General features: G+C 60.0%; 19 protein-coding genes. 10 read left to right on the forward strand and 9 right to left on the reverse strand.

What is annotated here, in order from left to right:
* Window positions 1-36 precede the first annotated feature (36 nt).
* Window positions 37-381 carry a YggL family protein gene (locus ACI77D_RS16295; RefSeq protein ID WP_003219101.1) on the reverse strand — a complete coding sequence of 115 codons (345 nt, stop codon included), beginning with the start codon at window positions 379-381 and terminating at the stop codon, window positions 37-39.
* 237 nt (window positions 382-618) lie between these two features.
* On the opposite strand from ACI77D_RS16295, the gene dacB reads away from it, so the two are divergent.
* Window positions 619-2,094, forward strand: a complete 1,476-nt coding sequence (dacB, locus tag ACI77D_RS16300) for a D-alanyl-D-alanine carboxypeptidase/D-alanyl-D-alanine-endopeptidase (protein WP_407017044.1) — start codon at window positions 619-621, stop codon at window positions 2,092-2,094.
* A gap of 108 nt (window positions 2,095-2,202) precedes the next feature.
* Here the strand turns inward: dacB and ACI77D_RS16305 are convergent, their stop codons facing one another.
* Together ACI77D_RS16305 and rlmKL are read right to left on the reverse strand one after the other, a co-directional pair.
* Window positions 2,203-4,587, reverse strand: coding sequence for a diguanylate cyclase (locus ACI77D_RS16305; RefSeq protein ID WP_407017045.1), 2,385 nt, complete (start codon window positions 4,585-4,587; stop codon window positions 2,203-2,205).
* A gap of 159 nt (window positions 4,588-4,746) precedes the next feature.
* Window positions 4,747-7,011, reverse strand: a complete 2,265-nt coding sequence (gene rlmKL / locus ACI77D_RS16310; protein ID WP_262665940.1) for a bifunctional 23S rRNA (guanine(2069)-N(7))-methyltransferase RlmK/23S rRNA (guanine(2445)-N(2))-methyltransferase RlmL — start codon at window positions 7,009-7,011, stop codon at window positions 4,747-4,749.
* Between the two features lie 531 nt (window positions 7,012-7,542).
* Between rlmKL and rmf the strand changes: the two genes are divergently transcribed.
* Complete coding sequence (gene rmf, locus ACI77D_RS16315) at window positions 7,543-7,758, forward strand: ribosome modulation factor (protein ID WP_002553055.1); 216 nt, start codon at window positions 7,543-7,545, stop codon at window positions 7,756-7,758.
* A 127-nt stretch (window positions 7,759-7,885) separates the two neighbouring features.
* On the opposite strand, the gene ACI77D_RS16320 is transcribed toward rmf, so the two are convergent.
* The 4 genes from ACI77D_RS16320 to sctC form a co-directional block, all read right to left on the reverse strand.
* Complete coding sequence (locus ACI77D_RS16320) at window positions 7,886-8,911, reverse strand: quinone-dependent dihydroorotate dehydrogenase (RefSeq protein WP_221295407.1); 1,026 nt, start codon at window positions 8,909-8,911, stop codon at window positions 7,886-7,888.
* A gap of 86 nt (window positions 8,912-8,997) precedes the next feature.
* On the reverse strand, window positions 8,998-9,453 hold the full coding sequence (locus ACI77D_RS16325) for a transglycosylase SLT domain-containing protein (protein ID WP_407017046.1): 456 nt from the start codon (window positions 9,451-9,453) through the stop codon (window positions 8,998-9,000).
* On the reverse strand, window positions 9,446-9,847 hold the full coding sequence (locus ACI77D_RS16330) for a winged helix-turn-helix domain-containing protein (protein ID WP_221295408.1): 402 nt from the start codon (window positions 9,845-9,847) through the stop codon (window positions 9,446-9,448). Before ACI77D_RS16330 ends, ACI77D_RS16325 begins: the two co-directional genes overlap by 8 nt.
* A 189-nt stretch (window positions 9,848-10,036) precedes the next feature.
* Window positions 10,037-11,491: a type III secretion system outer membrane ring subunit SctC gene (gene sctC, locus ACI77D_RS16335; protein ID WP_407017071.1), complete on the reverse strand. Its 1,455-nt coding sequence runs from the start codon at window positions 11,489-11,491 to the stop codon at window positions 10,037-10,039.
* 286 nt (window positions 11,492-11,777) lie between these two features.
* On the opposite strand from sctC, the gene ACI77D_RS16340 reads away from it, so the two are divergent.
* The 8 genes from ACI77D_RS16340 to cobA all read left to right on the forward strand — a co-directional run bounded on the left by ACI77D_RS16340 (window position 11,778) and on the right by cobA (window position 23,150).
* Window positions 11,778-13,004 carry a CmpA/NrtA family ABC transporter substrate-binding protein gene (locus tag ACI77D_RS16340; protein WP_064453618.1) on the forward strand — a complete coding sequence of 409 codons (1,227 nt, stop codon included), beginning with the start codon at window positions 11,778-11,780 and terminating at the stop codon, window positions 13,002-13,004.
* 14 nt (window positions 13,005-13,018) lie between these two features.
* Complete coding sequence (locus ACI77D_RS16345; RefSeq protein WP_053257467.1) at window positions 13,019-13,594, forward strand: ANTAR domain-containing response regulator; 576 nt, start codon at window positions 13,019-13,021, stop codon at window positions 13,592-13,594.
* Window positions 13,595-13,805: 211 nt separating this feature from the next.
* Window positions 13,806-15,017, forward strand: coding sequence for a NarK/NasA family nitrate transporter (locus ACI77D_RS16350; RefSeq protein ID WP_064453619.1), 1,212 nt, complete (start codon window positions 13,806-13,808; stop codon window positions 15,015-15,017).
* Window positions 15,017-16,687 (forward strand): protein kinase domain-containing protein, encoded by a 1,671-nt coding sequence (locus ACI77D_RS16355; protein WP_407017047.1) that lies wholly within the window; start codon window positions 15,017-15,019, stop codon window positions 16,685-16,687. The genes ACI77D_RS16350 and ACI77D_RS16355 overlap by 1 nt, the downstream gene beginning before the upstream one ends.
* A 234-nt stretch (window positions 16,688-16,921) precedes the next feature.
* The gene (nirB, locus tag ACI77D_RS16360; protein WP_407017048.1) at window positions 16,922-19,375 is read left to right on the forward strand and encodes a nitrite reductase large subunit NirB; all 2,454 of its coding nucleotides are present in this window, start codon (window positions 16,922-16,924) and stop codon (window positions 19,373-19,375) included.
* On the forward strand, window positions 19,372-19,689 hold the full coding sequence (gene nirD / locus ACI77D_RS16365; protein ID WP_064453622.1) for a nitrite reductase small subunit NirD: 318 nt from the start codon (window positions 19,372-19,374) through the stop codon (window positions 19,687-19,689). The genes nirB and nirD overlap by 4 nt, the downstream gene beginning before the upstream one ends.
* Complete coding sequence (locus tag ACI77D_RS16370) at window positions 19,689-22,397, forward strand: molybdopterin-dependent oxidoreductase (RefSeq protein ID WP_407017049.1); 2,709 nt, start codon at window positions 19,689-19,691, stop codon at window positions 22,395-22,397. The genes nirD and ACI77D_RS16370 overlap by 1 nt, the downstream gene beginning before the upstream one ends.
* A gap of 9 nt (window positions 22,398-22,406) precedes the next feature.
* Entirely contained in the window at window positions 22,407-23,150 is a 744-nt protein-coding gene (cobA, locus tag ACI77D_RS16375; RefSeq protein WP_221295411.1) for a uroporphyrinogen-III C-methyltransferase, read from the forward strand.
* Window positions 23,151-23,210: 60 nt separating this feature from the next.
* Here the strand turns inward: cobA and ACI77D_RS16380 are convergent, their stop codons facing one another.
* Window positions 23,211-24,194 (reverse strand): OmpA family protein, encoded by a 984-nt coding sequence (locus ACI77D_RS16380; protein WP_064453625.1) that lies wholly within the window; start codon window positions 24,192-24,194, stop codon window positions 23,211-23,213.
* A 107-nt stretch (window positions 24,195-24,301) separates the two neighbouring features.
* Window positions 24,302-24,892, reverse strand: a complete 591-nt coding sequence (sigX, locus tag ACI77D_RS16385; RefSeq protein WP_064453626.1) for an RNA polymerase sigma factor SigX — start codon at window positions 24,890-24,892, stop codon at window positions 24,302-24,304.
* Window positions 24,893-24,952: the final 60 nt, after the last annotated feature.

A 24,952-nucleotide genomic window follows, 5' to 3' on the forward strand; every position in this document is an offset into this window, starting at 1 on the left:
AAAAAGCGACCCGGGAGGGTCGCTTTTTTTATGACATCAGACTGCCGGATTGATCGGCTTTTCTGGGTGCCAAGCGTCCAACAGGGCGCTGACTTCAACGCGGGTCAGCTCTGGACGAGCCTTCAGCCACGCTTCAACAGCTGCACGCTGCTCTTCGTTGACCGAACCACGGGTGGCTTTGCAAACCAGACCGAAGTCATCGCCGCCGACGTAGTCCAGGCCGTTGCCGTCCATTGCTTCAGTCAGGAATGCTTCGAGGAAAGCGTCTACCGCTTCATCGTCCAAACCTTCTTTGAAGTCCAGGTTCAGTTCGAAACCCAGCTCTTGAAATTCATCAACGCACAGTTTTTTGCGCAGACGCCGGGAACGGTTAGTCGCCATTGGAACAATCCTCATAAGTAATAACGGGCGGCACTTTAGCAGTTTAAGGCGGCAATTGCCCGACTCTCTGGGACAGGCGGCTATGCGCCAGTTAAAAAAACGCCGATTACCAGCTATCGTTGAGCTACAAGTGGCTCCAGGTTGGGGCATAATGCCGACACTTTCGTGACCAATGAGGGATTTTCTTCCATACCCCTCGCCTTTTTCACCCTCCTCTACCGTAGGGTTTTATTCCTTATGATCAACTCTTTTCGTTCCCATTCTTTACGTTCAATGTTGTTTGCCGGTTTTTTGCTGCCACTGGCCTTTTCCGTTACCGCTGCGCCGATCAATAACACCCTGCCACCCAATGTTCAGCAAGCCCTCCAAAAAGCCAAAATCCCTAATACTTCGCTGTCCCTGGTGATGCTGCCGCTGACCGGCCCCGGCACCCCGACCGTGTTCAACGCCGATGTTTCGGTAAACCCGGCATCCACCATGAAACTGGTCACCACCTATGCGGCCCTGGAAATGCTCGGCCCCAACCACCAGTGGAAGACCGAGTTCTACACCGACGGCACCCTCAGCGGTGGCGTGTTGCGCGGCAACCTCTACCTTAAGGGTGGTGGCGATCCCAAGCTGAACATGGAAAAACTCTGGCTGCTGATGCGCGACCTGCGCGCCAACGGCGTGCAACAAGTCACCGGCGACCTGGTGCTGGACCGCAGCTTCTTCAACCAGCCGCAATTGCCCGAATTCAATGACGACGGTAATGACGAGAACAAGCCGTTCCTGGTCAAGCCCGACGCCCTGCTGGTCAACCTCAAGGCCCTGCGCTTCGTTACCCGCAATGATTCGGGCCGGGTGATCGTGTCGGTCGAGCCGCCGATTGCCAGCGTCCGTATCGACAATCAGGTCAAGGTGTCCAACGCCAAACAATGCACCGGCGACGTGCGCTACAGCCCCGTAACTGCCGCCGATGGAAGCGTCACCGTGACCGTCAGTGGCCAGTTGGGCGATGGTTGCAGCTCGCAGACTTACCTGTCGCTGCTCGACCATGCCACTTACACCGCCGGCGCCGTGCGCGCGATCTGGCAGGAGTTGGGCGGCACCATCCAGGGCCGTGATATCCAGGCGCCGGTCCCCAAGGACGCCAAGGTGCTGGCCCGTGCATTTTCGCCGGACCTGGCGGAAATCATTCGCGACATCAACAAATACAGTAACAACACCATGGCCCAGCAGTTATTCCTGAGCCTCGGCGCGCAGTTCCGAAACGATGCCGATGGCGATGATGCCAAGGCCGCACAACGCGTAGTGCGTCAGTGGCTGGCGAAGAAAGGCATCACCGCACCGCACCTGGTGATGGAAAACGGTTCCGGCCTGTCCCGCGCCGAACGGGTCAGCGCCCGCGAGATGGCCGCCATGCTGCAAGCCGCCTGGAAAGGGCCGTATGCGGCGGAATACATCAGCTCGCTGCCGATTGCCGGCACCGACGGCACCATGCGTAAACGCCTGAAAACCACCGCCCTGCGCGGCGAGGCCCACGTCAAGACCGGCACCCTGAACACGGTGCGCGCCATCGCCGGGTTCAGCCGCGATAACAACGGCAATAGCTGGGTGGTGGTGGCGATCCTCAACGACTCGAAGCCTTGGGGTGCTTCGTCGGTGCTGGATCAGGTGCTGCTGGATTTGTATCGCCAGCCTAAGCTGACGGCGGCGGCGCCGGTACTCTAAAGGCAACACAGATCAAGTGTGGGCGCTGGCTTGCCTGCGATAGCGGTGTATCAGTATCAGATGCATCGACTGACACTCTGTAATCGCAGGCAAGCCAGCCTCCCACCTTCAGGCACGCAAGCGCTCGGCTTCCACCCGGTCGCGCCCCGCCTGCTTGGCCACATACACCGCCGAATCCGCGCGCAGCAGCAGCTCATCTACGCCTTCATCGACCCGCCAACTGGCCACCCCGAAACTGGCGGTCACGACCCCCACGGGGTCCATCGACGTAGTGCGCAGTGACTGCCACAACTCCATCGCCAGGCTGTAAGCCTGATCACAATGGGTGTGCGGGCACAGCACCACGAACTCTTCGCCACCCAGGCGACAGAACACGTCCGTGCGACGCAGGCGCTGGCTGATGCGCTTGCACACTTCCTGCAGGGCACCATCCCCCACCGCATGCCCATGCTGGTCGTTGATCCGCTTGAAGTGATCGATATCGAACATGATCAACGACAGCGCCCCTGCAGTGCGGTTGAGCCTGAGCATCTCGGCCTGCAGGCGATCCTGAAAATAGCGTCGGTTATAAATCCCCGTCAGCGAGTCGGTAATGGATAATGCGCGCAGTTCCTCCTCTACCCGCTTGAGATCGGAAATGTCCGAAACGTAGCCGTGCCACAAGGTTCCGCCGCCGGGTAACTCCTCCGGCGTGGCTTCGCCGCGAATCCAGCGCAGACCCCGTTGCGGCAATACCACGCGATACTCTTCGCGCCAATGGCTCAACTGCAACGCCGACAGCCGCATCGAGAGTCGTACCCGCTCTACGTCCAGAGGGTGGATACGTTCAAAAACCTTAGTCGCGTCGTGCTGCAAGACGCCGGGTTCGATTTCATAGATATCGCGCATGCCATCGCTGGCGTAGATAAAGCGCCCGCTTCCCTGGGGGTCCAGGGTGAACTGGAAGATTCCGCCGGGCACGTGGGCACTGAGTTTTTTCAGTAAGCGGTCACGCGCGGCCAGCGCTTCGTAGGCGCGCTTCTGCTCGGTGACATCCAGGTAGATCGCCAAGTGCCCGACCCACAGGCCATAGTCATCCAGTAATACAGTGGTCAGCATATTCACCGTCAAATGGCTGCCATCCTGGCGCAACAGTGTCCATTCCCGCGCCTCGAGCAGGTTGTCCGGACTTTCCACCAGCATCGCCTGACTCGGCGCAATACGCTTGCCCAAGGCCACACTTAAACTGGCGGCGCGGGTTTCGAGCTCCAGGGTCAGGTGCAGGCTCTCAAGCGTCAGCCGCCCCACAACTTCGTCGGCCTTGAACCCAAGCATCTGCTCGGCACCGGCATTGAACGTGTTGATCACGCCTCTGAGGTCAGTGGCAATGATCGCAACCTGGGTGGCGGCATTGAGCACGCTGCGCAATTGCCCATGCGCCCCACGCAACTCCAGCTCACGCAGGCGCAACTGTTCTGTGCGTTGCTCCACCAGTTCCAGCGCGCGTTGGCGCTGGCTGACCAGCACATACAACAAAGCACTCAGCAGCAGGCTGAGGAGCACGCCCATGGTCAGGATCGTGCTCTTCGAAGAATGGTTAGCCTGGTCGAAGACCTGGCTGGCGCGAATACTCAGGGCGTACACATGGTCGCCAAGGGTCAGACGGCGCGCGGCAATCAGATCACTCTCGCCTACCGCATTGCTGGACGCGTACAGCACGCGCTGTTGAGTGTCGGAGGTGTCGATGATCTGCATCACCAGGTTGTCCCGCTTCGGCTTGGGCAACCCATCGGCGACCAGCTGGCGCATGCTGATCACCGCCATCACAAAACCGAAAGGCTCTGCGCCAACGGGCTTGCTGACGGGCGCCACCAGCAACACACCGGCAGCATAAGCCGGCTCCACGCCCACCAGTTGCATGGGTTGAGACACCGCCGGCTTGCCGCTTTTTTGCGCACGCTCAAGCGCCGAGCGACGCAGCGGCTGGGCCAACAGGTCAAAACCCAAGGGTGAGCCCAGCAGGCTTTGAGTCTGGCTGTACAGCACCGGCACGTATTCATCGCGCTCCGCGGCAGGCGCCAGCTCACCCGACGCACTCAATTCACGGATCGCGAAGGGCACGCCTCGCTGGCGGGAAATTTCCTGCTCAAACGAGCTGCGCTGATCGCGCGATATCCGTGGCGCCCAGGCATAGGCGCGGGCGCGCAACAACAAGGGTTGGGCGAAACCATCAAACTCGGCGCGGGAAACACCACTGGAATTGACGAAGAAACGTTGCAGGCTTGCCAGGCGTTGCTCCTGGTCTTCAAAACGTTCCTGAAGGCGGGCGTAGCGCTCATTGACCAGCAACTGGAAACGCTGGCGAACCTGCTGCTGATAAAGGTCGGCAGCCCCCCAGGCAACGATGATCGTCAGCGTGCAACCTGCCAGTAATACCGCCAATGCCACCAGCCAAGCCGACGCCTGTTCACTGATAAAGCCTAGGATTTTCGGGCGAACAGCTTGTAACGTCATAGGCAACACTCACAACGCCAGCGTGCGGGGGTGTCACTTTGGCTAGGCGTTAAGTTATAGCCATGAGGCCGGTATTTGACCAGCGCAAAAAAGCCGCAAGCCCGGTTTAATCCAGGCTTGCGGCTTTTTGGTGCAACGTGATGCGTCGTGGTGCAGCGATCAGCGCGCGGTGATTTTCCATGCACGGTGGATCTTCGCATTACGCGCGAAATCCGGGTCGAGGGTCTTGTCGCTGATTTCCTCTACGGCATAGCGTTCACTGAGGTTGTCCTCAAGCACGAACTTGCGGAAGTTGTTCGAGAAGTACAGGACGCCACCTGGTGCCAGGCGGGCCATGGCCAGGTCGAGCAACTGCACGTGGTCGCGCTGCACGTCGAAGATGCCTTCCATGCGTTTGGAGTTGGAGAAGGTCGGCGGGTCGATGAAGATCAGGTCGAACTCATCGCGGCTGGCTTCCAGCCACGCCATCACGTCACCCTGCTCCAGACGGTTCTTGTCGGAAAAACCGTTGAGCGAGAAGTTGCGACGCGCCCAGTCCAGGTAGGTTTTGGACAAGTCCACGCTGGTGGTGCTGCGCGCACCGCCCTTGGCTGCGTGCACACTGGCGGTGGCGGTGTAGCAATACAGGTTGAGGAAACGCTTGCCGGCCGCTTCCTTCTGGATGCGCATGCGCATTGGGCGGTGGTCGAGGAACAGACCGGTGTCCAGGTAGTCGGTGAGGTTGACCAGCAGCTTCACGCCGCCTTCGCTGACCTCGGTGAACTTGCCCTGGGCACTCTGGCGCTCGTACTGCTTGGTACCGCTCTGACGCTCGCGACGCTTGACCACGACGCGGCTCTTGTCGACGTTCAGCGCCTGGGGAATGGCCGCCAGCGCATCGAACATGCGTGCGGAGGCTTTTTCCGGGTCGATGGACTTCGGCGCAGCGTATTCCTGGACGTGAACCCAATCGTGGTACAGGTCGATGGCCATGGAGTATTCCGGCATGTCGGCATCGTACACACGGTAGCAATCCACCCCTTCACGCTTGGCCCACTTGCCCAGCAGCTTGAGGTTCTTCTGCAAGCGATTGGCGAACATCTGCCCGCCTTCGCTCAGGCGCGCCTGCTCGACCACCGGAGCCGGTGCTGGCTTGATCGGGTTACCGTTCTTGTTGTACTGGCGCTCTTGCGGCTCGGTCGGGGCTTGATCGTAAGCGGCTTGCTCACGCTCGGCCTGACGCTGTTCCGGGGTACGGCGCTCGCCGGTGACGAACTGGTCCGGGTTGACCTTGATCAGCAGCAATTTGCACGGCAACGCGCCGTTCCAGAACGAATACTGTTTGTGGCTGCGAATGCCCATGCGCTTGCCAAGGTCCGGCGCGCCGGTGAACACCGCCGCTTCCCAACCCATACACGCCTGGCGCAGACGCTCGCCAAGGTTTTGGTAGAGGTACAACAGGCTGGCTTCGTCACCCAGGCGCTCGCCGTAGGGTGGGTTGCAGATCACCAGGCCTTTCTGGTTCTGGTCCGGGCGCGGTTCGAAGGTGCCGACTTCGCCCTGGTACACCTTGATCCAGTGGCTCAAGCCTGCGCGTTCGATGTTGTTGCGGGCTGGCTGGATCAGACGCGGGTCAGCTTCGTAACCACGGACCCACAGCGGCGGTTTGTTCATGCCGATGGCGGCACGCTCACTGGCTTCGGCGTGCAGTTTCTTCCACAGCGCCGGGACGTGACCGAGCCAGGTGGTGAAACCCCACAGTTCGCGGTTGAGGTTGGGTGCCATGTCGGCGGCGATCATTGCGCCTTCCACCAGGAAGGTACCCACGCCGCACATCGGGTCCGTCAACGCGCCGCCTTCGGCAGCAATGCGCGGCCAGCCGGCGCGAATCAAAATCGCAGCGGCCAGGTTTTCCTTCAACGGTGCAGCGCCCTGCTGCAGGCGGTAACCGCGCTGGTGCAAGCTGTGGCCGGACAGGTCGAGGGAGAGAATCGCTTCGCCACGGTCGAGGCGCAGGTGGATACGCAGGTCCGGGTTGATCTTGTCGATGGACGGGCGTTCGCCGGTCGGGGTGCGCAGCTTGTCGACAATCGCATCCTTGACCTTCAGCGCGCCGAAGTGGGTGTTGTCGATGCCCGAGCCGTGACCGCTGAATTCTACCGCCAGGGTGCCGTCCGAGACCATGTGGTCAGCCCATTCGATATCCAGCACGCCGTGGTACAGGTCTTCGGCGTCCTTCATCGGGAAGCGCTTGAGCACCAGCAATACGCGGTTGGCCAGGCGCGACCAGAGACACAGGCGGTAGGCAGTTTCCATATCGGCCATGCCGCGCACGGCCGAAGTGTGCTCGCGGGCTTCCTCAAGGCCAAGCCCGACGGCTTCCTCGATCAGCAGGCCTTCGAGGCCCTTGGGGCAAGTGAGGAAGAGTTCAAAACGGTCCGACATGGGCATTCCAGGCTTTTCAGCAATAAATGAACGGGCGACGCATCGCCGGCTCGGTTTTCAATCAAGCACTTTTCTTGAAGAGTGCTCGCGTGGCACGAATGTGCCGTTCCACCCCGGCTGCCGGGCCTTTCGGCCAAAATTTCCGGGGCAGATAAACAATTGTTTGCAACAAAAAGAAATATTCCGACCCTTCGTCGAATAATAACCGACTGCAACGAGCGGGCATTCTCACTAAAGGATTAAACCCATCCTCTTTGCAAGGCACATCATAGCTGGCTTTGCCCAATAAATGGGGCGAAAAGCCATCCCAGCTTATGGCTATAGCATCGTTATCGTTACGTGCTTATGACAAAACGATCATTGAATCCATGTGACCTATTGGTTAGAACTCAACACAGGTTGGCGCCGTAACGACGCCGACACATTGGCTCGCCACGCCGGCAGCGAGCCCACCAACGGCAGAAAAACTCTGCCCGGCCTCAGACGAGGCCGAAGGATATCTACACAGTCAACAAGTGAGGGAAACACCCTATGAGAAGACTTAAGCGTGATCCGTTGGAAAGAGCATTTTTACGCGGATATCAGTATGGCGTTCATGGCAAATCCCGTGAGCTTTGCCCATTTACTCTACCGTCGGTACGCCAAGCCTGGATCAACGGCTGGCGAGAAGGACGCGGCGACAATTGGGACGGTATGACCGGCACTGCGGGGATACATAGACTCAACGAACTTCACGCCGTCGGCTAACACAGGGCACTTAATCCGACATACCACCTAGAAGATTATGTAACGACTTAACCACGCACGTCCTATCCGGGCGGCGGGCTTCGGCCCAGGGAGCTCCTAATGGAGCCCTTTTTAATGGCCGATACTTTCAGGCCTTCGGCAACGCGGCAATCGCATCCACCGACTCGCGAATCAGCGCCGGGCCCTTATAGATAAAGCCGGAGTACAACTGCACCAGGCTCGCGCCCGCCGCAATCTTCTCGGCGGCGTGCTTGCCTTCGGTGATGCCGCCCACCGCGATGATCGGCAAACGCCCCGCCAGCTCAGCGGCCAGCACCTTGACGATATGGGTGCTCTTGTCACGCACCGGCGCACCCGACAGGCCGCCCGCTTCATCACCATGCGCCAACCCTTCAACGCCGACACGGCTGAGGGTGGTGTTGGTAGCAATCACCGCATCCATACCCGAATCGACCAACGCCTGGGCAACCAGAACAGTTTCTTCATCACTCATGTCTGGAGCAATCTTGATGGCCAACGGTACGCGCTTGCCATGGCGCACCGTCAATTCTTCCTGGCGCTGACGCAAGGCTTCGAGCAATTGCTTGAGGGAATCACCAAACTGCAGGCTGCGCAGGCCCGGGGTGTTGGGTGAACTGACGTTGACCGTGACGTAGCTGGCGTGGGCGTAAACCTTATCCAGGCAGATCAGGTAATCATCGACGGCGCGCTCTACCGGGGTATCGAAGTTCTTGCCGATATTGATACCGAGAATGCCCTTGTACTTCGCTGCCTGAACCCGCGACAGCAGGTGATCAACGCCCAGGTTGTTGAAGCCCATGCGGTTGATGATCGCCTCGGCTTCCGGCAAACGAAAGATGCGCGGCTTAGGGTTGCCCGGTTGCGGCCGTGGCGTCACGGTGCCGATTTCGACAAAGCCGAAACCCAGTTGCGCAAAACCGTCGATGGCCGCGCCATTCTTGTCCAGGCCGGCAGCCAGCCCGACCGGGTTGGGGAAATCGAGCCCCATCACCGTCACCGGCATCTTTGCCGGTGCCTTGCATACCAGGCCATTGAGCCCCAGGCGACCACCGGCACCGATCAAGTCCAGGGACAGATCGTGGGAGGTTTCCGGAGAGAGTTTGAACAACAACTGGCGGGCCAGGGTATACATGGGCGGGCTAGACTCGGATGGCGGCGAAAGGTGGCGCCGATTATAGCCGGGGTGGCACGCCAGGTGCGAGGCGTGCCGTCCAATCGTCATTGGCGTTGCGGAACCAGCACCTCATACCGAGCCCAGATCTTTTGTGCATAACGTAAGCGCAACGCCTCACGCTCAGGCGCAGCCCCTGCGTTGTATGAGCCAATAGCTGTCCAGTTGTAACCGAAGCGCTGGATGAACTCGGCGAGGATCGAGGCGCCCACTTCAATCGACAAACAAGGCTCACTCAGCAGCCGCTCCTGGGTAATCCCCTGCTTGAGCAAGCGAGGCAAATGCATGCTGTTGATTTGCATCAAGCCAATATCCCGGGAGCCATCGCTGTTGCCGGCGTTCAAGGCTTGCGCCTGGTACCCCGACTCCACGGCAGCAATGGCCTGCAACAGTTCCGGTTCGATGTCGTAACGACGGGCTACTTCATCCCAGCAACTTGCCCAGGCTGGAAGACTGCCCATCAACAGGCTCAACAGTAAACTTTTGCACAGGCGCCTAATCATGTCTCACCTGGCCACAAGCCGAACAGATGCGCTGCGCACGTCCCAGCCCTGTCTGTCGAGGTTCGTGTTGCCGGACGTTCACGGCACAGGTAAAGCGATAGCCCCTGCCATAGATCGTCTTGATAAACCGCTTGTCCATCTTCAAGTGTTTGCGCAACGCATAAATGCAGCGGGTGAGCGACTCTTCAGCAACCTCTCCCCGTGGCCAGACCCACTCAAGCAAACGATCCTTGGTGATCAGTGCGCCATCGGACGCCAGCAGCAGCCGCAGTACCTGCCACTCCTTGGGCGGCAACTGAATGTCCACACCATCGCCAGTCAACCGTCCATCGCCATGCAAGGTCCACCCGGCAAAGACCGATGAGGCCGTCGGCCCTTCATTCGTGAGGGTCATACACACCTCTGCATCCAACTACTGACATTGAATTCCTTGTTTCAAGAAATGGCGAAACGCCAACCCCGCGACTATAAAAACCTGAACCTGGGACAGCGCTAGGAAAAGACCGATGAATTCGAGGCTTTCGGCGGGTACCGCGTAGGATTTTTCGCCACTACGGTCAACAAGCGTGCTTAAACGGCTATCTCATTCAGAGACATCATGGTTTTGGCGCACAAACGCACGTTGCACGCGCTCATATTGAGCCTGCGTCAGCGGCGGCGGCCCCACAGCGCCAGCCAACATCCTGGGCTCACTCCCAACCGCACGCGCCTGGATTACAAACAACCGGACCTCGGCGCGTCGCCCGCGACTCGCCCCCTCGTCATCACGTCGAAAACCGCCCAGCCACAGGCGTTTACCCTGCGCCACGCGCACCACCGTGCTGATTCCCACTCTGCCTGCCGCCCCTGCGGCGCCAGGCGTGGTTTTACCCGCCATCTGGCGGCCATCCTCGAGACTCAGCAGCATTTCGATCTGATTCGCTTGAGCAAAGCGCGGTAGCACACTGGCTTCGGTGCCATAGCGTACGGGCTGCCATTCGCCTTTATTGTCACCGGGGTTGGGCAGGTAGAACGTGTGCTGATCCTGGAACACCGCTGGTACATTTTCCTGGGTGAGTATCACCGGGTACGCTGTGATCCTGGCTTTGCGGCGACGCTCCAGCGCATTGAGTTGCACCATCAAGCGGTTATCGTCCAAGGGTTCCATGACGCGCGTCACGGAAGCCACGCCGTCGGTTTCCCGGGCCCAGGCTGCGCCGAGCTTCTCGAGTTCGTCGCGGTCCACATCGACCTGCCACAGTGACACTTCAATCGGACGTTTGGGCTTGTCCAGCTCCGCCACCAGGTCTTCAATCACCTTCACCTGGGCAGGCTTGCCCTTGATCAACAAACTGTTGGAGTCAGGATAGGCAATCACTAACAAGCTCTTGTCAGCCAGTAAACCCGGCTGGCGCTGCGTGGCATCCTTCTGCTCGATCGCCAGCAGGTTTTCGATTATCGAGGCCATGCCCGGCACATTGACCTTGTCGTTACCCATGGCGTATTGACGGTCCGCCACGTGGGTATTGAATACCTGCACCACGCCGAAGATCTGCTTGCCCATGCGCACCTCGGTGCGTTGCCTGTCCATCAGCCGGGCCAGGTGCAACACCTGATCCACATAATTGGGTGGCCCGGCCACATAGAACGTCCGCCCGCCGCTCTCCCTGAGGGGATAACGTGATTCATCTAGCCCCGAACGGCGCATGAACCCTCGCAACCTGTCGACCGAGATATGCCGCAGCGCCACCGCCGAGCTTTTTGCTTCGCCGGCGTCATACAGATAAAGCACCTGCCCGTCGCTGTACCAGATCAGACCTTGTTGCGCGGCGACCGCCTCCAGGGTCTGCTGAGCCACCCCCAAATCGAATACCCCGGAGATACGCTTGCGCGCCACGTCGCGGCTGACGACGACGGGCTGGCCCAAAGGCACCGATAACGCGGTAAAAAAGGTATGCAGGCTTTCATCCCGCGCCTGGTAGCTTTCCCCCAGGGCGGGAGCGTTTGCCAGCAACAACGTAAGGCACATCAGCCAGGGGCACAGCCTGTGGAAACTCATCATTGCCGGGGGTTCGATATACACGCAGGGGTTCCTGGCAGTCTGGCGCAAAGAAGCGGCCATACTGAAAGGCCGTCGACTTTCAATCTTGATGGAAAGCTGACGGCAGGCCACCTCTATCTGCCCGTGGCATGTGCCTTGCTATGGACTTTGCATCAGAGCGCGCACCAACGTCGGAGCGTGCCTACAGACAAAGGCGTCGTTACCCCGCAATGGCCTGCGCAGGCATCACCGCGCTGCCATCTAAGGAAACGACGCTTTTTTTTGACAGAAAAGGTAGGTGTTGATGAACGATTCGGTCGGCAACAGCCCGGTGAACAATGCGCTGGCCTGGGTAAACGGCAGTGACGCCCCGGAAAAGAGCAGCCTCGACCTGGGCTTCATGGCGCTGACCGATTGCGCCTCGCTGGTGGTCGCCGCCACCCAGGGCTTCGCTCAGCCCTACGGCCTGACACTGAACCTCAAACGCCAATCATCCTGGGCCAACCTGCGCGACAAACTGGTCAGCGGTGAGCTGGACGCCGCCCACAGCCTGTACGGGCTGGTCTATGCCGTGCACCTGGGCATTGGCGGCGTAGCCTCTACCGATATGGCCGTGTTGATGGGGCTCAACCAAAACGGCCAGAGCATCAACCTCTCCCACAATCTGCAACAACAGGGGGTGGTCACTCCTGATGCACTGGACCGTCACGTGCACCAAAGCCGAACAAAGCTGACCTTCGCCCAGACATTTCCCACAGGCACCCACGCCATGTGGTTGTATTACTGGCTGGCCAGCCAAGGCATTCATCCATTGCAAGATGTGAACAGCGTGGTGGTGCCACCGCCGCAGATGCTCGCGCACTTGCAAGCCGGGCGTATCGACGGTTTTTGCGTCGGCGAGCCCTGGTGCGCCAGCGCAGTCAAGCAAAACCAGGGGTTCACGCTGGCGACCACGCAAGCGATCTGGCCGAACCATCCGGAAAAAGTACTCGGCTGCACCCAGGCGTTCGTCGATCAATACCCGAACACTGCCCGCATGCTGGTAATGGCGATTCTGGAGGCCAGCCGCTTTATCGAAGAAAGCCAGGAAAACCGCCGCTCTACGGCGCAATTGCTCAGCGCCCGCGACTACCTCGATACGCCGCTCGACTGCATCGAGCCACGCCTGCTGGGCGCTTATGACGATGGCCTCGGCAACCAGTGGCAAGACCCGCATGCCTTGAGGTTTTTTGCCGATGGCGAGGTGAACCTGCCGTACCTCTGCGACGGCATGTGGTTCATGACCCAGTTCCGGCGTTGGGGCCTGCTGCGCGAAGACCCGGACTACCTCGGCGTTGCCCGCCAGGTGCAGCAACTGGACCTGTATCGTCAAGCGGCCGCTGCCGTCGGCGTTCCGGCAAACGGCCAGGACATGCGCAGCAGCCAGTTAATCGACGGCAAAATCTGGGACGGCTCCAACCCCGCCGCGTATGCCCGCAGTTTCCGCCTGCACGCCATGGCCGACCCTTCCAGCCGCCACGCCCAGCGTTGACAGGAGGACCCACGATGTTGCGAATCCTGTTGATCAACGATACCCCGCGCAAAGTCGGGCGCCTGAAGGCCGCGCTGACCGAAGCAGGATTCGAGGTAATCGATGAGTCCGGCCTGACCATTGACCTGCCTGCGCGCGTCGAAACGGTGCGACCGGACGTGATCCTGATCGATACCGAGTCGCCCGGTCGCGATGTGATGGAGCAAGTGGTGCTGGTCAGCCGCGACCAACCCCGGCCGATCGTGATGTTTACCGACGAGCACGACCCGAATGTGATGCGCCAGGCAATCAAATCCGGTGTCAGCGCCTACATCGTTGAAGGCATTCAGGCCCAACGCCTCCAGCCCATCCTGGACGTGGCCATGGCGCGTTTTGAAAGCGACCAGGCCCTGCGCGCGCAGCTCCAGGCCCGGGATCAGCAACTGGCCGAGCGTAAACGCATCGAGCTGGCCAAAGGCATGCTGATGAAAATGAAGCACTGCAATGAGGAAGAGGCCTACACCCTGATGCGCCGCCAGGCCATGAGCCGCCAACAGAAACTGATCCAGGTGGCGGAGCAGATTATTGCGATGAGCGAGTTACTCGGCTGAACTGGCGCAGCTCTTGCTAAAGAATCCTCACAGGTAACCAACGGCGGTTGCCCCTTCTACGACAAAGACGTCGCCCACTCGGTTTGCCCTCGCAAACCCGGTGGCGGCGTTTTTTTGTTTTGGCCCCAGAACATGGGGCCGGTGGGGCGGCCCTAAACGGCTGTTCCATCACCAGGCCTTCTTACAAGACTCCCAACCGTTGAGGTGCGTGATGAAATCAAGCTTCTGGAAATCCGGGCACACCCCGACCCTGTTTGCCGCGTTCCTGTATTTCGACCTGAGCTTCATGGTCTGGTACCTGTTGGGCCCGCTGGCGGTACAGATCGCCGCCGACCTGCACCTGACCACCCAGCAACGTGGCCTGGTGGTGGCGACGCCGATCCTGGCCGGCGCGGTACTGCGCTTTTTAATGGGCATGCTGGCCGACAAGCTGTCGCCCAAGACCGCCGGCCTGATCGGTCAGGTGATTGTGATCGCAGCATTGTTCGGGGCCTGGAAGCTTGGCATCCACAGCTACGAGCAAGCCCTGCTGCTCGGCGCGTTCCTTGGCATGGCCGGAGCGTCCTTTGCGGTTGCCCTGCCCCTGGCGTCCCAGTGGTATCCCGCTGAACACCAAGGCAAGGCCATGGGCATCGCCGGCGCCGGTAACTCCGGCACCGTGTTTGCCGCGCTGCTGGCACCGGTGCTGGCCGCTGCGTATGGCTGGAGCAATGTGTTCGGCTTCGCGCTGATTCCGCTGATCCTCACCCTGATTGTCTTCGCCTGGCTTGCGCGCAATGCCCCTGAACGTGCGAAAGCCAAATCCATGGCTGACTACTTCAAGGCCCTGGGCGACCGCGACAGCTGGTGGTTCATGTTCTTCTACAGCGTGACCTTCGGCGGCTTTATCGGACTGGCCAGCGCCCTGCCCGGCTACTTCAACGACCAATACGGCCTGAGCCCGGTGACCGCCGGCTACTACACCGCCGCCTGCGTATTTGGTGGCAGCCTGATGCGTCCGTTGGGCGGCGCCCTGGCTGACCGTTTCGGCGGGATTCGTACCCTGCTCGGCATGTACAGCGTGGCGGCAATCTGCATCGCTGCGGTCGGGTTCAACCTGCCAAGTTCCTACGCTGCATTGGCGCTTTTCGTCTGCACCATGCTCGGCCTCGGCGCGGGTAATGGCGCGGTGTTCCAACTGGTTCCCCAACGTTTTCGCCGCGAGATCGGCGTGATGACCGGCCTGATCGGCATGGCTGGCGGTATCGGCGGCTTCGCCCTCGCTGCGGGTATGGGTGCGATCAAACAAAGCACTGGCAGTTATCAGATGGCCCTGTGGTTGTTCGCCAGCCTCGGCGTGGTGGCCTGGTTTGGCCTGCACGGCGTCAAACGTCGCTGGAGAACCACCTGGGGCTCGGCCGCCGTGACCGCCGCACGCGTCTGATGAGCCTGCAACTGAGCATCGCCCACGCCAGCGCCATCGGCCCTCGAGCGGAAAACCAGGATGCCCTGCGCGTGGTCACCCCGGTGGCGGAACTGGCCGCAAGCAAGGGTTACCTGTGCGCCATGGCCGACGGTGTCAGCCAATGTGCCGACGGTGGCCTGGCCGCGCGCTCGACCTTGCAGGCGCTGGCGCTGGACTACTACGCCACGCCGCAAACCTGGGGCGTAGCACAGGCGCTCGAACGTTTGCTGCTGGCGCAGAATCGCTGGCTACAGGCCAACGGCGGCGGCCAGCCACTGTTGACCACCCTCAGCGCCCTGGTGTTTCGCGGCCAACGCTTCACGCTCGCACATGTCGGCGATTGCCGGGTCTATCGCTGGCTGGACGGCGAATTGCAGCGCATCAGCGAAGACCACGTGTGGGAGCAACCGGGCATGCACCATGTGCTCAAGCGCGCCCTTGGCCTGGATCAACACCTGGTACTGGATTTTCTCGACGGCGAATTGCGTGAGGGTGAATGTTTCCTGCTGCTCAGCGATGGCGTGTGGGCCACCTTGGGCGATCAAAGCATCCGGGCGATTCTGCGTGAGCAAACCGACCTGGATCTGGCGGTCAACACCCTGGTCAACGCCGCACACCTGGCCGCCAGCCAGGACAATGCCAGCGCGCTGCTGGTGCGTATCGACAGACTGGGTGCCGCCACCCTTGGCGATGCGCTGGTGCAGTTGCAGCAATGGCCGCTGCCACCGGCCCTGAAAGCCGGGCAACACTTTGAGGGCTGGCAGGTTGAAAGCGTGTTGGCGCAGAGTCGCCAGTCCTTGTTGTACCGCGTACGCGATGCACAGCAGCAGCCTTGGCTGCTGAAAACCTTGCCGCTTAACCGCGAGGATGACAACGATGCGGGCCAAGCGCTGCTCTCGGAAGAATGGTTTCTGCGGCGAGTGGCCGGGCGCGCGTTTCCTGAAGTCCATGCGGCCAGTGGGCGTCAGCATTTGTACTACGTGATGCGTGAATATCCGGGGCACACCCTTGCAGAACTGTTCCAGCATCAGGGCCCATTGCCCCTGGCGCAGTGGCAGTCCATCGCCGAGCGCTTGTTGCGGGCGGTAGGCATGCTGCATCGGCGGCAGATCCTGCACCGGGACATCAAGCCGCAGAACGTATTATTGGGTGACGATGGCGAACTGCGCGTCTTGGATTTCGGCCTGGCGTATTGCCCGGGGCTCTCCGAGGACCGCGCCCATGTGCTGCCCGGCACGCCGAGTTTTATCGCACCCGAGGCTTTCAGTGGCGAACCTCCTACGGCGCAACAAGACTTATACGGCGTCGGTGTCACGCTGTATTACCTACTGACCGGGCATTACCCCTACGGCGAAATCGAAACCTTCCAACGACCCCGTTTCACCCAGCCCGTCAGCGCCAGCCGCTATCGCCCCGACCTGCCGGACTGGTTGCCCCTCAGCCTGGAACGCGCGGTGGCGGCTCACCCCGCACAACGCTATGAAACAGCCGAAGAATGGCTGCTGGTGCTGGAGCAGGCCGACCGCCGTGAGTTGAGCGTGCGGCCCAAACCGCTGCTGGAGCGCGAACCGCTCAAGGTCTGGCAAACCGTGGCGCTGGCATCGCTGCTGGTCAATCTGGTGCTGGCTTACTGGCTGTTGCACCACTAGAGGGCGAATAAACTCAGGGATATCGGCACTCTCCCCAATAAAACCGGGCGCTGGGTAACTTGGCACAACCACTGCATTAACTTTTTCAACAACACACATATAGCCGCTCCTTCAACGTCGAAGGGCCGAGCTTCCCGAGAGAACGGGACTAGGACAAAGGCGTCCTCGCTAGCTAACTAGCGGGGACGCCTTTTTTGTTTGCGCGTGATTTGTCGAGCCATTACGGAGAACGACATGAAAAGACTCAAATTGGTGATGATCGGCAACGGCATGGCCGGGGTTCGCACCCTCGAGGAATTGCTCAAGCTGAGCAGCGAACTGTACGACATCACCGTGTTCGGCGCCGAGCCCCACACCAACTACAACCGAATTCTGTTGTCGCCGGTGCTGGCGGGCGAGCAGACGTTTGAAGAGATCGTGCTCAACGATCTCAGTTGGTACCTGGATAACAACATCAAGCTGTTGCTCAACCGCAAAGTGGTGCAGATCGACCGCGTCAAACGCATCGTTATTGCCGAAGACGGCAGCGAAGCCGAATACGATCGCCTGCTGATCGCCACCGGCTCAACGCCGTTTATCCTGCCGATCCCCGGCAACACCTTAAAGGGTGTAATCGGCTACCGCGACATCGCCGATACCCAGGCCATGATCGACACCGCCAAGACCCACACGCACGCCGTGGTGATCGGCGGTGGTCTGCTCGGCCTGGAAGCCGCCAACGGTCTGATGCTGCGCGGCATGCACGTGACTGTGGTGCATATCGGCGAATGGCTGCTGGAGCGCCAGCTGGACAAGACCAGCGGCCAGTTACTGCAAACCGAACTGGAAAACCGTGGCCTGGTGTTTCGGCTGTGTGAACAGACCCAGGCCCTGCACGACGCCGGCAATGGCCGCGTTGGCTCCGTGCAATTCAAGAATGGCGACATCATCCCCGCCGATCTGGTGGTAATGGCCGCCGGTATCCGCCCCAACACTGAACTCGCGGAAAAGTCCGGCATCCCCTGCAACCGTGGGATTCTGGTCAACGACACCCTGCAAACCTACGACCCGCGCATCTATGCCATCGGTGAATGTGCCAACCATCGCGGGATTGCCTACGGGCTGGTGGCGCCGCTGTTCGAGCAAGCCAAGGTCTGCGCCAATCATCTGGCCCAGTTGGGCTTTGCGACCTATAAGGGTTCGGTCACTTCGACCAAATTGAAGGTGACCGGCATCGAATTGTTCTCGGCTGGCGACTTTATGGGCGGCGAAGGCACCGAGACCATCACCCTCTCCGACCCGATCGGTGGCGTTTACAAGAAACTGGTGATCAAGGACGACATCCTGGTCGGCGCCTGCCTGTACGGCGATACCGCAGACGGCGGTTGGTATTTCCGTCAGATCCGTGAGAACCACGCGATTGGCGAGATCCGCGATCACTTGATGTTTGGCGAAAACACTCTCGGCGATGTAGGCCATCAAGGCCAGGACAAGGCCATGAGCATGGCCGACAACGCCGAAGTCTGCGGATGCAACGGCGTGTGCAAGGGCACCATCGTCAAGGCGATTCAGGAACATGGGCTGTTCAGCGTTGACGAGGTGAAAAAGCACACCAAGGCCGCCAGCTCCTGCGGCTCGTGTGCCGGGCTGGTGGAACAGATTTTAATCAACACCGTGGGAGGCGCTGCGGACGTCAAACCGAAAAGCGAAAAAGCTATTTGCGGTTGCAGCGACCTCAACCACGGGCAAATCCGCCAGGCTATCCGCGAACAGCATCTGCTGACCATCGCCAGCACCATGACTTACCTGAACTGGCGCACACCCAATGGCTGTGCCACTTGCCGCCCGGCATTGAATTACTACCTGATTTCCACCTGGCCCGGCGAAGCCAGGGATGACCCGCAATCGCGCCTGATCAACGAACGCGCCCACGCCAATATTCAGAAGGACGGCACCTATTCTGTAGTCCCCCGGATGTGGGGCGGGGTGACCAATCCCTCGGAGCTACGGCGTATCGCCGATGTGGCCGACAAGTACAACGTGCCGATGGTCAAGGTCACCGGCGGCCAGCGTATTGACCTGCTGGGCATCAAGAAACAGGACCTGCCCGGCGTCTGGAAAGACCTCGACATGCCGTCCGGCCATGCTTACGGCAAATCCATCCGCACCGTGAAGACCTGCGTCGGCAGCGAGTTCTGCCGCTTCGGCACTCAGAACTCCACGCAGTTGGGCATCGAACTGGAGCATGACCTGTTCAATATGTGGTCGCCGCACAAGGTCAAGCTGGCAGTGTCGGGCTGCCCACGCAATTGCTCGGAAGCGGGCATCAAGGACGTAGGAATTATCGGTGTCGACTCCGGCTGGGAGATGTATATCGGCGGCAATGGCGGGATCAAAACCGAAGTCGCAGCGTTCTTCGTCAAGCTGAAAACCGCCGAAGAAGTCCGCGAATACAACGGCGCTTTCCTGCAGCTGTACCGCGAAGAAGCCTTCTACCTAGAGCGCACCGTGCATTACCTGCAACGGGTGGGCATGGAACATATCAAGAAGGCCGTATTGGAAGACCCGGCCAGGCGCCAGGCGCTCAATGAGCGCCTGCAGTTCTCACTGTCATTCGAACAAGACCCTTGGAAGGAACGCCTGGAGCAGCCGCTGCTGAAAAAGGAGTTCGAGGTTATTCCCGTCAAGCAACTGGAGGTGCAGGCATGAACTGGCTGGATATTTGCGCCCTCGATGAAATCAACACTCTGGGTTCGCGCATCATCAATGGACCCAAAGGCGATATCGCGATTTTTCGTACCAGTGATGACGAAGTTTTCGCCCTCGACGACCGCTGTCCGCACAAGGGCGGGCCACTGTCCCAAGGTTTGATCTATGGCAAGCGCGTGGCCTGCCCGCTGCATAACTGGCAGATCGACCTGGCGTCCGGCGAAGCCCAGGCACCGGATATTGGCTGCGCCCATCATCACTTCGCCCGCGTGGAAAACGGCCGAGTGATGTTGGCCCTGCGGGACGCGGGTTGATGAACCGCCAGACCACTGCATCCACGTGTTGTTATTGCGGGGTGGGTTGCGGCGTGCTGATCGAGCATGACGGCTCGCAGATCCTGGGCGTGCAAGGCGACCCGAACCACCCGGCAAACTTCGGCAAGTTGTGCAGCAAAGGCGCCAGCCTGCACCTGACCGGCGACCTGGCTGCCCGCGCCTTGTACCCGGAGCTTCGCCTGGGCAAAGGCCTGGTCCGTGCCCGCACCGACTGGGACACGGCTCTCGAACACGCGGCCAACGTGTTCGCCGACACCATCGCCGAGCACGGGCCGGACAGCGTGGCGTTCTACATCTCCGGGCAATTGCTGACAGAGGACTATTACAGCTTCAACAAGCTGGCCCGCGCGGTGGTCGGCACCAACAATATCGACAGCAACTCGCGGCTGTGCATGTCTTCGGCGGTGGTTGGCTACAAGCGCAGCCTGGGCGCCGATGCACCGCCGTGCAGTTATGAAGACCTGGAGTCCAGCGACTGTGTGATGATCGTCGGCAGCAACATGGCCTACGCCCACCCAGTATTGTTCCGACGCCTGGAGGAAGCTAAATCCCGGCGTCCACAGATGAAAGTCGTGGTCATTGACCCCCGGCGTACCGACACCTGCGATTTGGCTGACCTGCACTTGGCGATCTTGCCGGGCACGGACGTCGCGTTGTTTCACGGAATTTTGCATCTGTTGCTGTGGGAAGACTGGATCGACCGCGACTTTATCCAGGCGCATACCGATGGGTTGGCCGAGTTAAAGCGACTGGTGCATGACTACACACCGCAAATGGTCACGCAGTTGTGCGGGATCAGCGTCGAGCAACTGCGCCTTTGTGCGCAATGGGTCGGCACGTCCAGCAGTTTTCTGTCGCTGTGGTGCATGGGGCTGAACCAATCCACCGCCGGCAGTGCGAAAAACAGCGCGCTGATCAACTTGCACCTGGCGACCGGCACGATTGGCCGACCGGGCTGTGGGCCGTTTTCCCTGACGGGTCAGCCCAATGCGATGGGTGGACGCGAGACCGGCAGCTTGTCGAATTTACTGCCAGGGCACCGCGAAGCGGCCAACCCCGAACACCGAGCGCAAGTCGCCGCCTATTGGGGGGTTGAATCGTTGCCCACGACAACCGGGTTAACGGCGATCGAACTGTTCGAGCAAATCCAGGCCGGCAAGATCAAGGCATTGTGGATTGCCTGTACCAACCCTGCGCAATCCCTGCCAGACCAGAACAGCGTCCGTGCGGCCTTGGCCGCCTGCCCGTTCGTGGTCTTGCAGGAAGCCTTTCGCACGACCGAAACTGCTGCCTATGCCGACCTGCTGCTGCCTGCCGCCAGTTGGGGGGAGAAGGAAGGCACAGTGACCAACTCCGAACGGCGTATTTCCCACGTGCGCCGCGCCATCGTCCCACCAGGAGAAGCGCGTCCCGATTGGGCGATTACGGTGGATTTCGCACGGCGGCTGGAGCGTCGCTTACGGCCGGGATCGACCAGCCTGTTTACGTTTGAACAACCTGCGCAGATTTTTGATGAGTACAAAGGACTGACCGGCGACCGCGACCTAGACTTGTCAGGCCTCAGCCATGCCCTGCTCGATCAGATCGGCCCGCAGCAATGGCCATTTCCCGTGGGCGCGCAAACGGGAACGCCGCGCCTGTACACCGATGGCACCTTCCCCACCGAAACCGGCCGCGCGCACTTTATCGCCGACCCTTACCGCGCCGCCAAGGAACAGCGGGACGCGCGCTTCCCGCTGACCCTTATCACCGGCCGCCTGCGCGACCAGTGGCACGGCATGAGCCGCACCGGCACGGCGGCGCAGTTGTTCGGGCACGTCAGTGAGGCGTTACTGAGCCTGCACCCGGAAGAGTTACGCCGCCATCGCTTCAAAGAAGGTGACCTGGTCAGCCTGAAAAGCCGTCGCGGCAGCGTGATCGTCGCCGTCAGCAGTGACGACAGCGTGCGTCCAGGCCAGGCGTTCTTGCCCATGCATTGGGGCGATCGCTTTCTCAAAGGCGGCGTCAACGTCCTGACCCCACCGGCGTTCGATCCCCTGTCAAAACAACCCGAACTCAAGCACAGCGGCGTGCGCCTGGAGCCAGTGCAACTGCCATGGCAGCTGTTCGCGCTGATCGAAGGAAATATACAGCAACACTTTGAGGCCCTGCGCCCGCTGTGCGAGGGCTTTGCCTACGTCAGCCTCAGCCTGGCCGGGCGCGAAAGGCCGGCGCTGCTGGTGCGCGCTGCGCACACCGAAGCGCCCGACCTGCAACTGTTGACCCGAATCGACGAACTGCTGGGCCTGAACGACGGCCCTGTCATGGCCTATGACGACCCCCGTCGCTCAATCGGCAAGCGCGTCAAAATTGAAAAAGGCCGCATTACTGCGCTGCGCCTGGCAGGCGAAACCCTGGCCCGACACTGGCTGCAAAAACTCTGGCAGGAAGGCCGGGCTGACGAACAACTACGTCGCTGGCTGTTGGCGCCGCTCAGTGCTCCACCGGGTGGCGCGACAGCCAGCACCAAGACTTTGTGCAACTGCAAGAACGTCAGCGAAAGCGCGGTGTGCGCCGGTATCGGCCGTGGACTGGACCTGGACGGGCTCAAACAGGAACTCGGCTGCGGCACTCAATGCGGCTCCTGCGTACCGGAAATCAAACGTCTTTTGGCCAGCAACCCGCAGCCAATCGCAATGCGTGTGTGAGGGGAAAATATGAGCGCAAAGGTTTGGCTGGTGGGCGCAGGGCCGGGTGATCCGGAGTTGTTGACCCTCAAGGCGGTGCGGGCCCTGCACGAAGCCGATGTGGTGCTGATCGATGATTTGGTCAACCCGGCAGTGCTGGAACACTGCGTCAACGCGCGGGTAATTACCGTAGGCAAGCGTGGGGGTTGCCGTTCGACGCCGCAGGATTTCATTCACCGCCTGATGCAGCGTTATGCGCGCCAGGGTAAATGCGTGGTGCGACTTAAAGGCGGTGACCCGTGCATTTTTGGTCGAGGCGGCGAAGAGGCGAGGTGGTTGCGCGAGCGCGGGGTGGAGGTGGAATTGGTCAACGGGATTACAGCGGGGCTGGCGGGGGCAACGAATTGCGATATCCCGCTGACGTTGCGCGGTGTCAGCCGAGGCGTAACGCTGGTCACGGCGCATACTCAGGACGACAGTAGCCTGAACTGGCGTGCGCTGGTCGAGGGTGGCACGACGCTGGTGGTGTATATGGGGGTGGCAAAACTTGAAGAGATTCGTCGGCAACTGCTGGAAGGCGGAATGGCCGCGGATATGCCGGTGGCGATGATCGAAAACGCATCGTTGCCCCAGCAGCGCGAATGTCGCAGTCGTCTGGCGTCTATGCATGCGGATGCGCAGGCGTTTGCCCTGAAGAGCCCGGCGATCCTGGTGATCGGCCCTGTTGCCGCCACTGCACAGGCGATCCGGGTTGCGGTCTCAGCCAGCATTTGAGGCAAATCACAGGCGAAAAAAAGCCCGGCCTAAGCCGGGCTTTTTTCTACCACTCAGTAATTACTGAGCAGCTTGAGCTTCTACCGAGGCTTCTACGCGACGGTTGATAGCGCGGCCAGCTTCAGTTGCGTTGTCAGCAACTGGGCGGGATTTGCCATAACCAACCGAGCTTACACGGTTAGGAGCGATACCGTCTTTGACCAGAACTTGCTTGACCGCGTCAGCACGACGCTGGGACAGCTTCTGGTTGTAAGCGTCAGGACCGACGGAGTCAGTGTGACCTTCAACAACGGTGGTGGTCTGTGGGTACTGTTTCATGAAGTCAGCGAGGTTTTTCACGTCGCCGTAGCTGTTAGGCTTAACAACCGACTTGTCGAAGTCGAACTTCACGTCCAGCTCAACACGAACAACCTGAGCAACTGGAGCTTCTGGCTCTGGAGTTGGCTCTGGAGCTGGTGCTGGGGTAGGAGCTGGAGCAACTGCGCCAGCGTTACCGCCGAAGTTCACACCCAGGCCGACCAGTGCGGAGTAATCCCACTTGCCGTTGTCCAGTGCGTAGTCAGCTTCAACGCCAGCACGTGCGAACAGGTTGTTGGTGAAGTAGTACTTCACGCCAGCGCCAGCGATAGCCAGGGTCGACTGGTCACGACCAGTGTGACCGTCAGCAGCAACGTTGGTACGGCTCTGGTGACCGAAACCACCTTCAACGTATGGACGCAGGGAGTCAACACCGGCCTGACCGAAGTGGTACTGAGCAGTCACGCTGCCAGTGTCACCTTTGATCTTCTGGTTGCCAGTACCGCCGTTGGAGCGGGTGTGGTTGGTCGTGTCGTAGTTCAGGTTGATCGACACGTCGTCGGTCAAGAAGTAACCGATGCTTGCGCCAGGGTTGAAGCCGTCTTCGATGTGCTTAACGCTATCGTTGTACTGCTTCTTGTAGAACAGCTGGCCTTCAACTGCGCCTTGGCCTTGTGCCAGAGCGCCGAAAGAAGTGGCAGCAATAAGAGAACCAATGGCAAAGCCCAAGGTGTTTTTCAGTTTCATCCGTTAAATCCCCATCTGGTGATTGTAAAGCAGTCCCACAAACCGGGGGACAACTCGGCGACAAGTCTAACAGAACTTGCCTACACGTAAGAGATATTTGCACCGAACTAAGTTTCAGTACTGCCCGCAAATTTCTCACGTAATTTATCAAGAGCACGTTTGTAACGCATTTTTGTAGCACTCAAACCCATGTGCATGATGTCAGCAATTTCCTGAAACTCGAGCTCTGCGACAAATCGTAGCACCAGAATTTCACGGTCAATTGGATTCACATACACCAACCAACGGTCAAGTCCGCCCTTCTCCTCGGGTGTCGGCGCCTTTTCTTCAGACGCTTCCTCAAGGGGGTCCAGACTCAAAGCGTCCATCAAGCGACGCTTCCGCCGTTCCTTACGATACTGCGTGATGCACTCGTTGTACGTGATGCTGTAGAGCCATGTCTTGAACTTCGATTTCCCCTCGAAGTTCTTCAGGCCGTACAGCACCTTGAGCATCACTTCCTGACAGACATCGTCCGCGTCTCTATCGTTCCCTAAATACCTTGAACAAACGTTGAACAGAGTGCGTTGATACCTGCGCATCAATTCTTCGTACGCGCGTGTTACGTGAAACAGCTCCGTGTGCGAGCGCGCGACCAACTCCTCATCAGAGAGCTCACGGGGGTCATAGCGCGTAGACAGCGTTTGGGCTTTATTCAAAACAAGTCGTGCCGACAGTCAGGTCAATGTCCGCTACAGCCCGGTCACCCGGGTTTGCGG

The organism is Pseudomonas sp. O39 (assembly GCF_045447295.1).
In the GTDB taxonomy this organism is placed as follows: domain Bacteria; phylum Pseudomonadota; class Gammaproteobacteria; order Pseudomonadales; family Pseudomonadaceae; genus Aquipseudomonas; species Aquipseudomonas antarctica_A.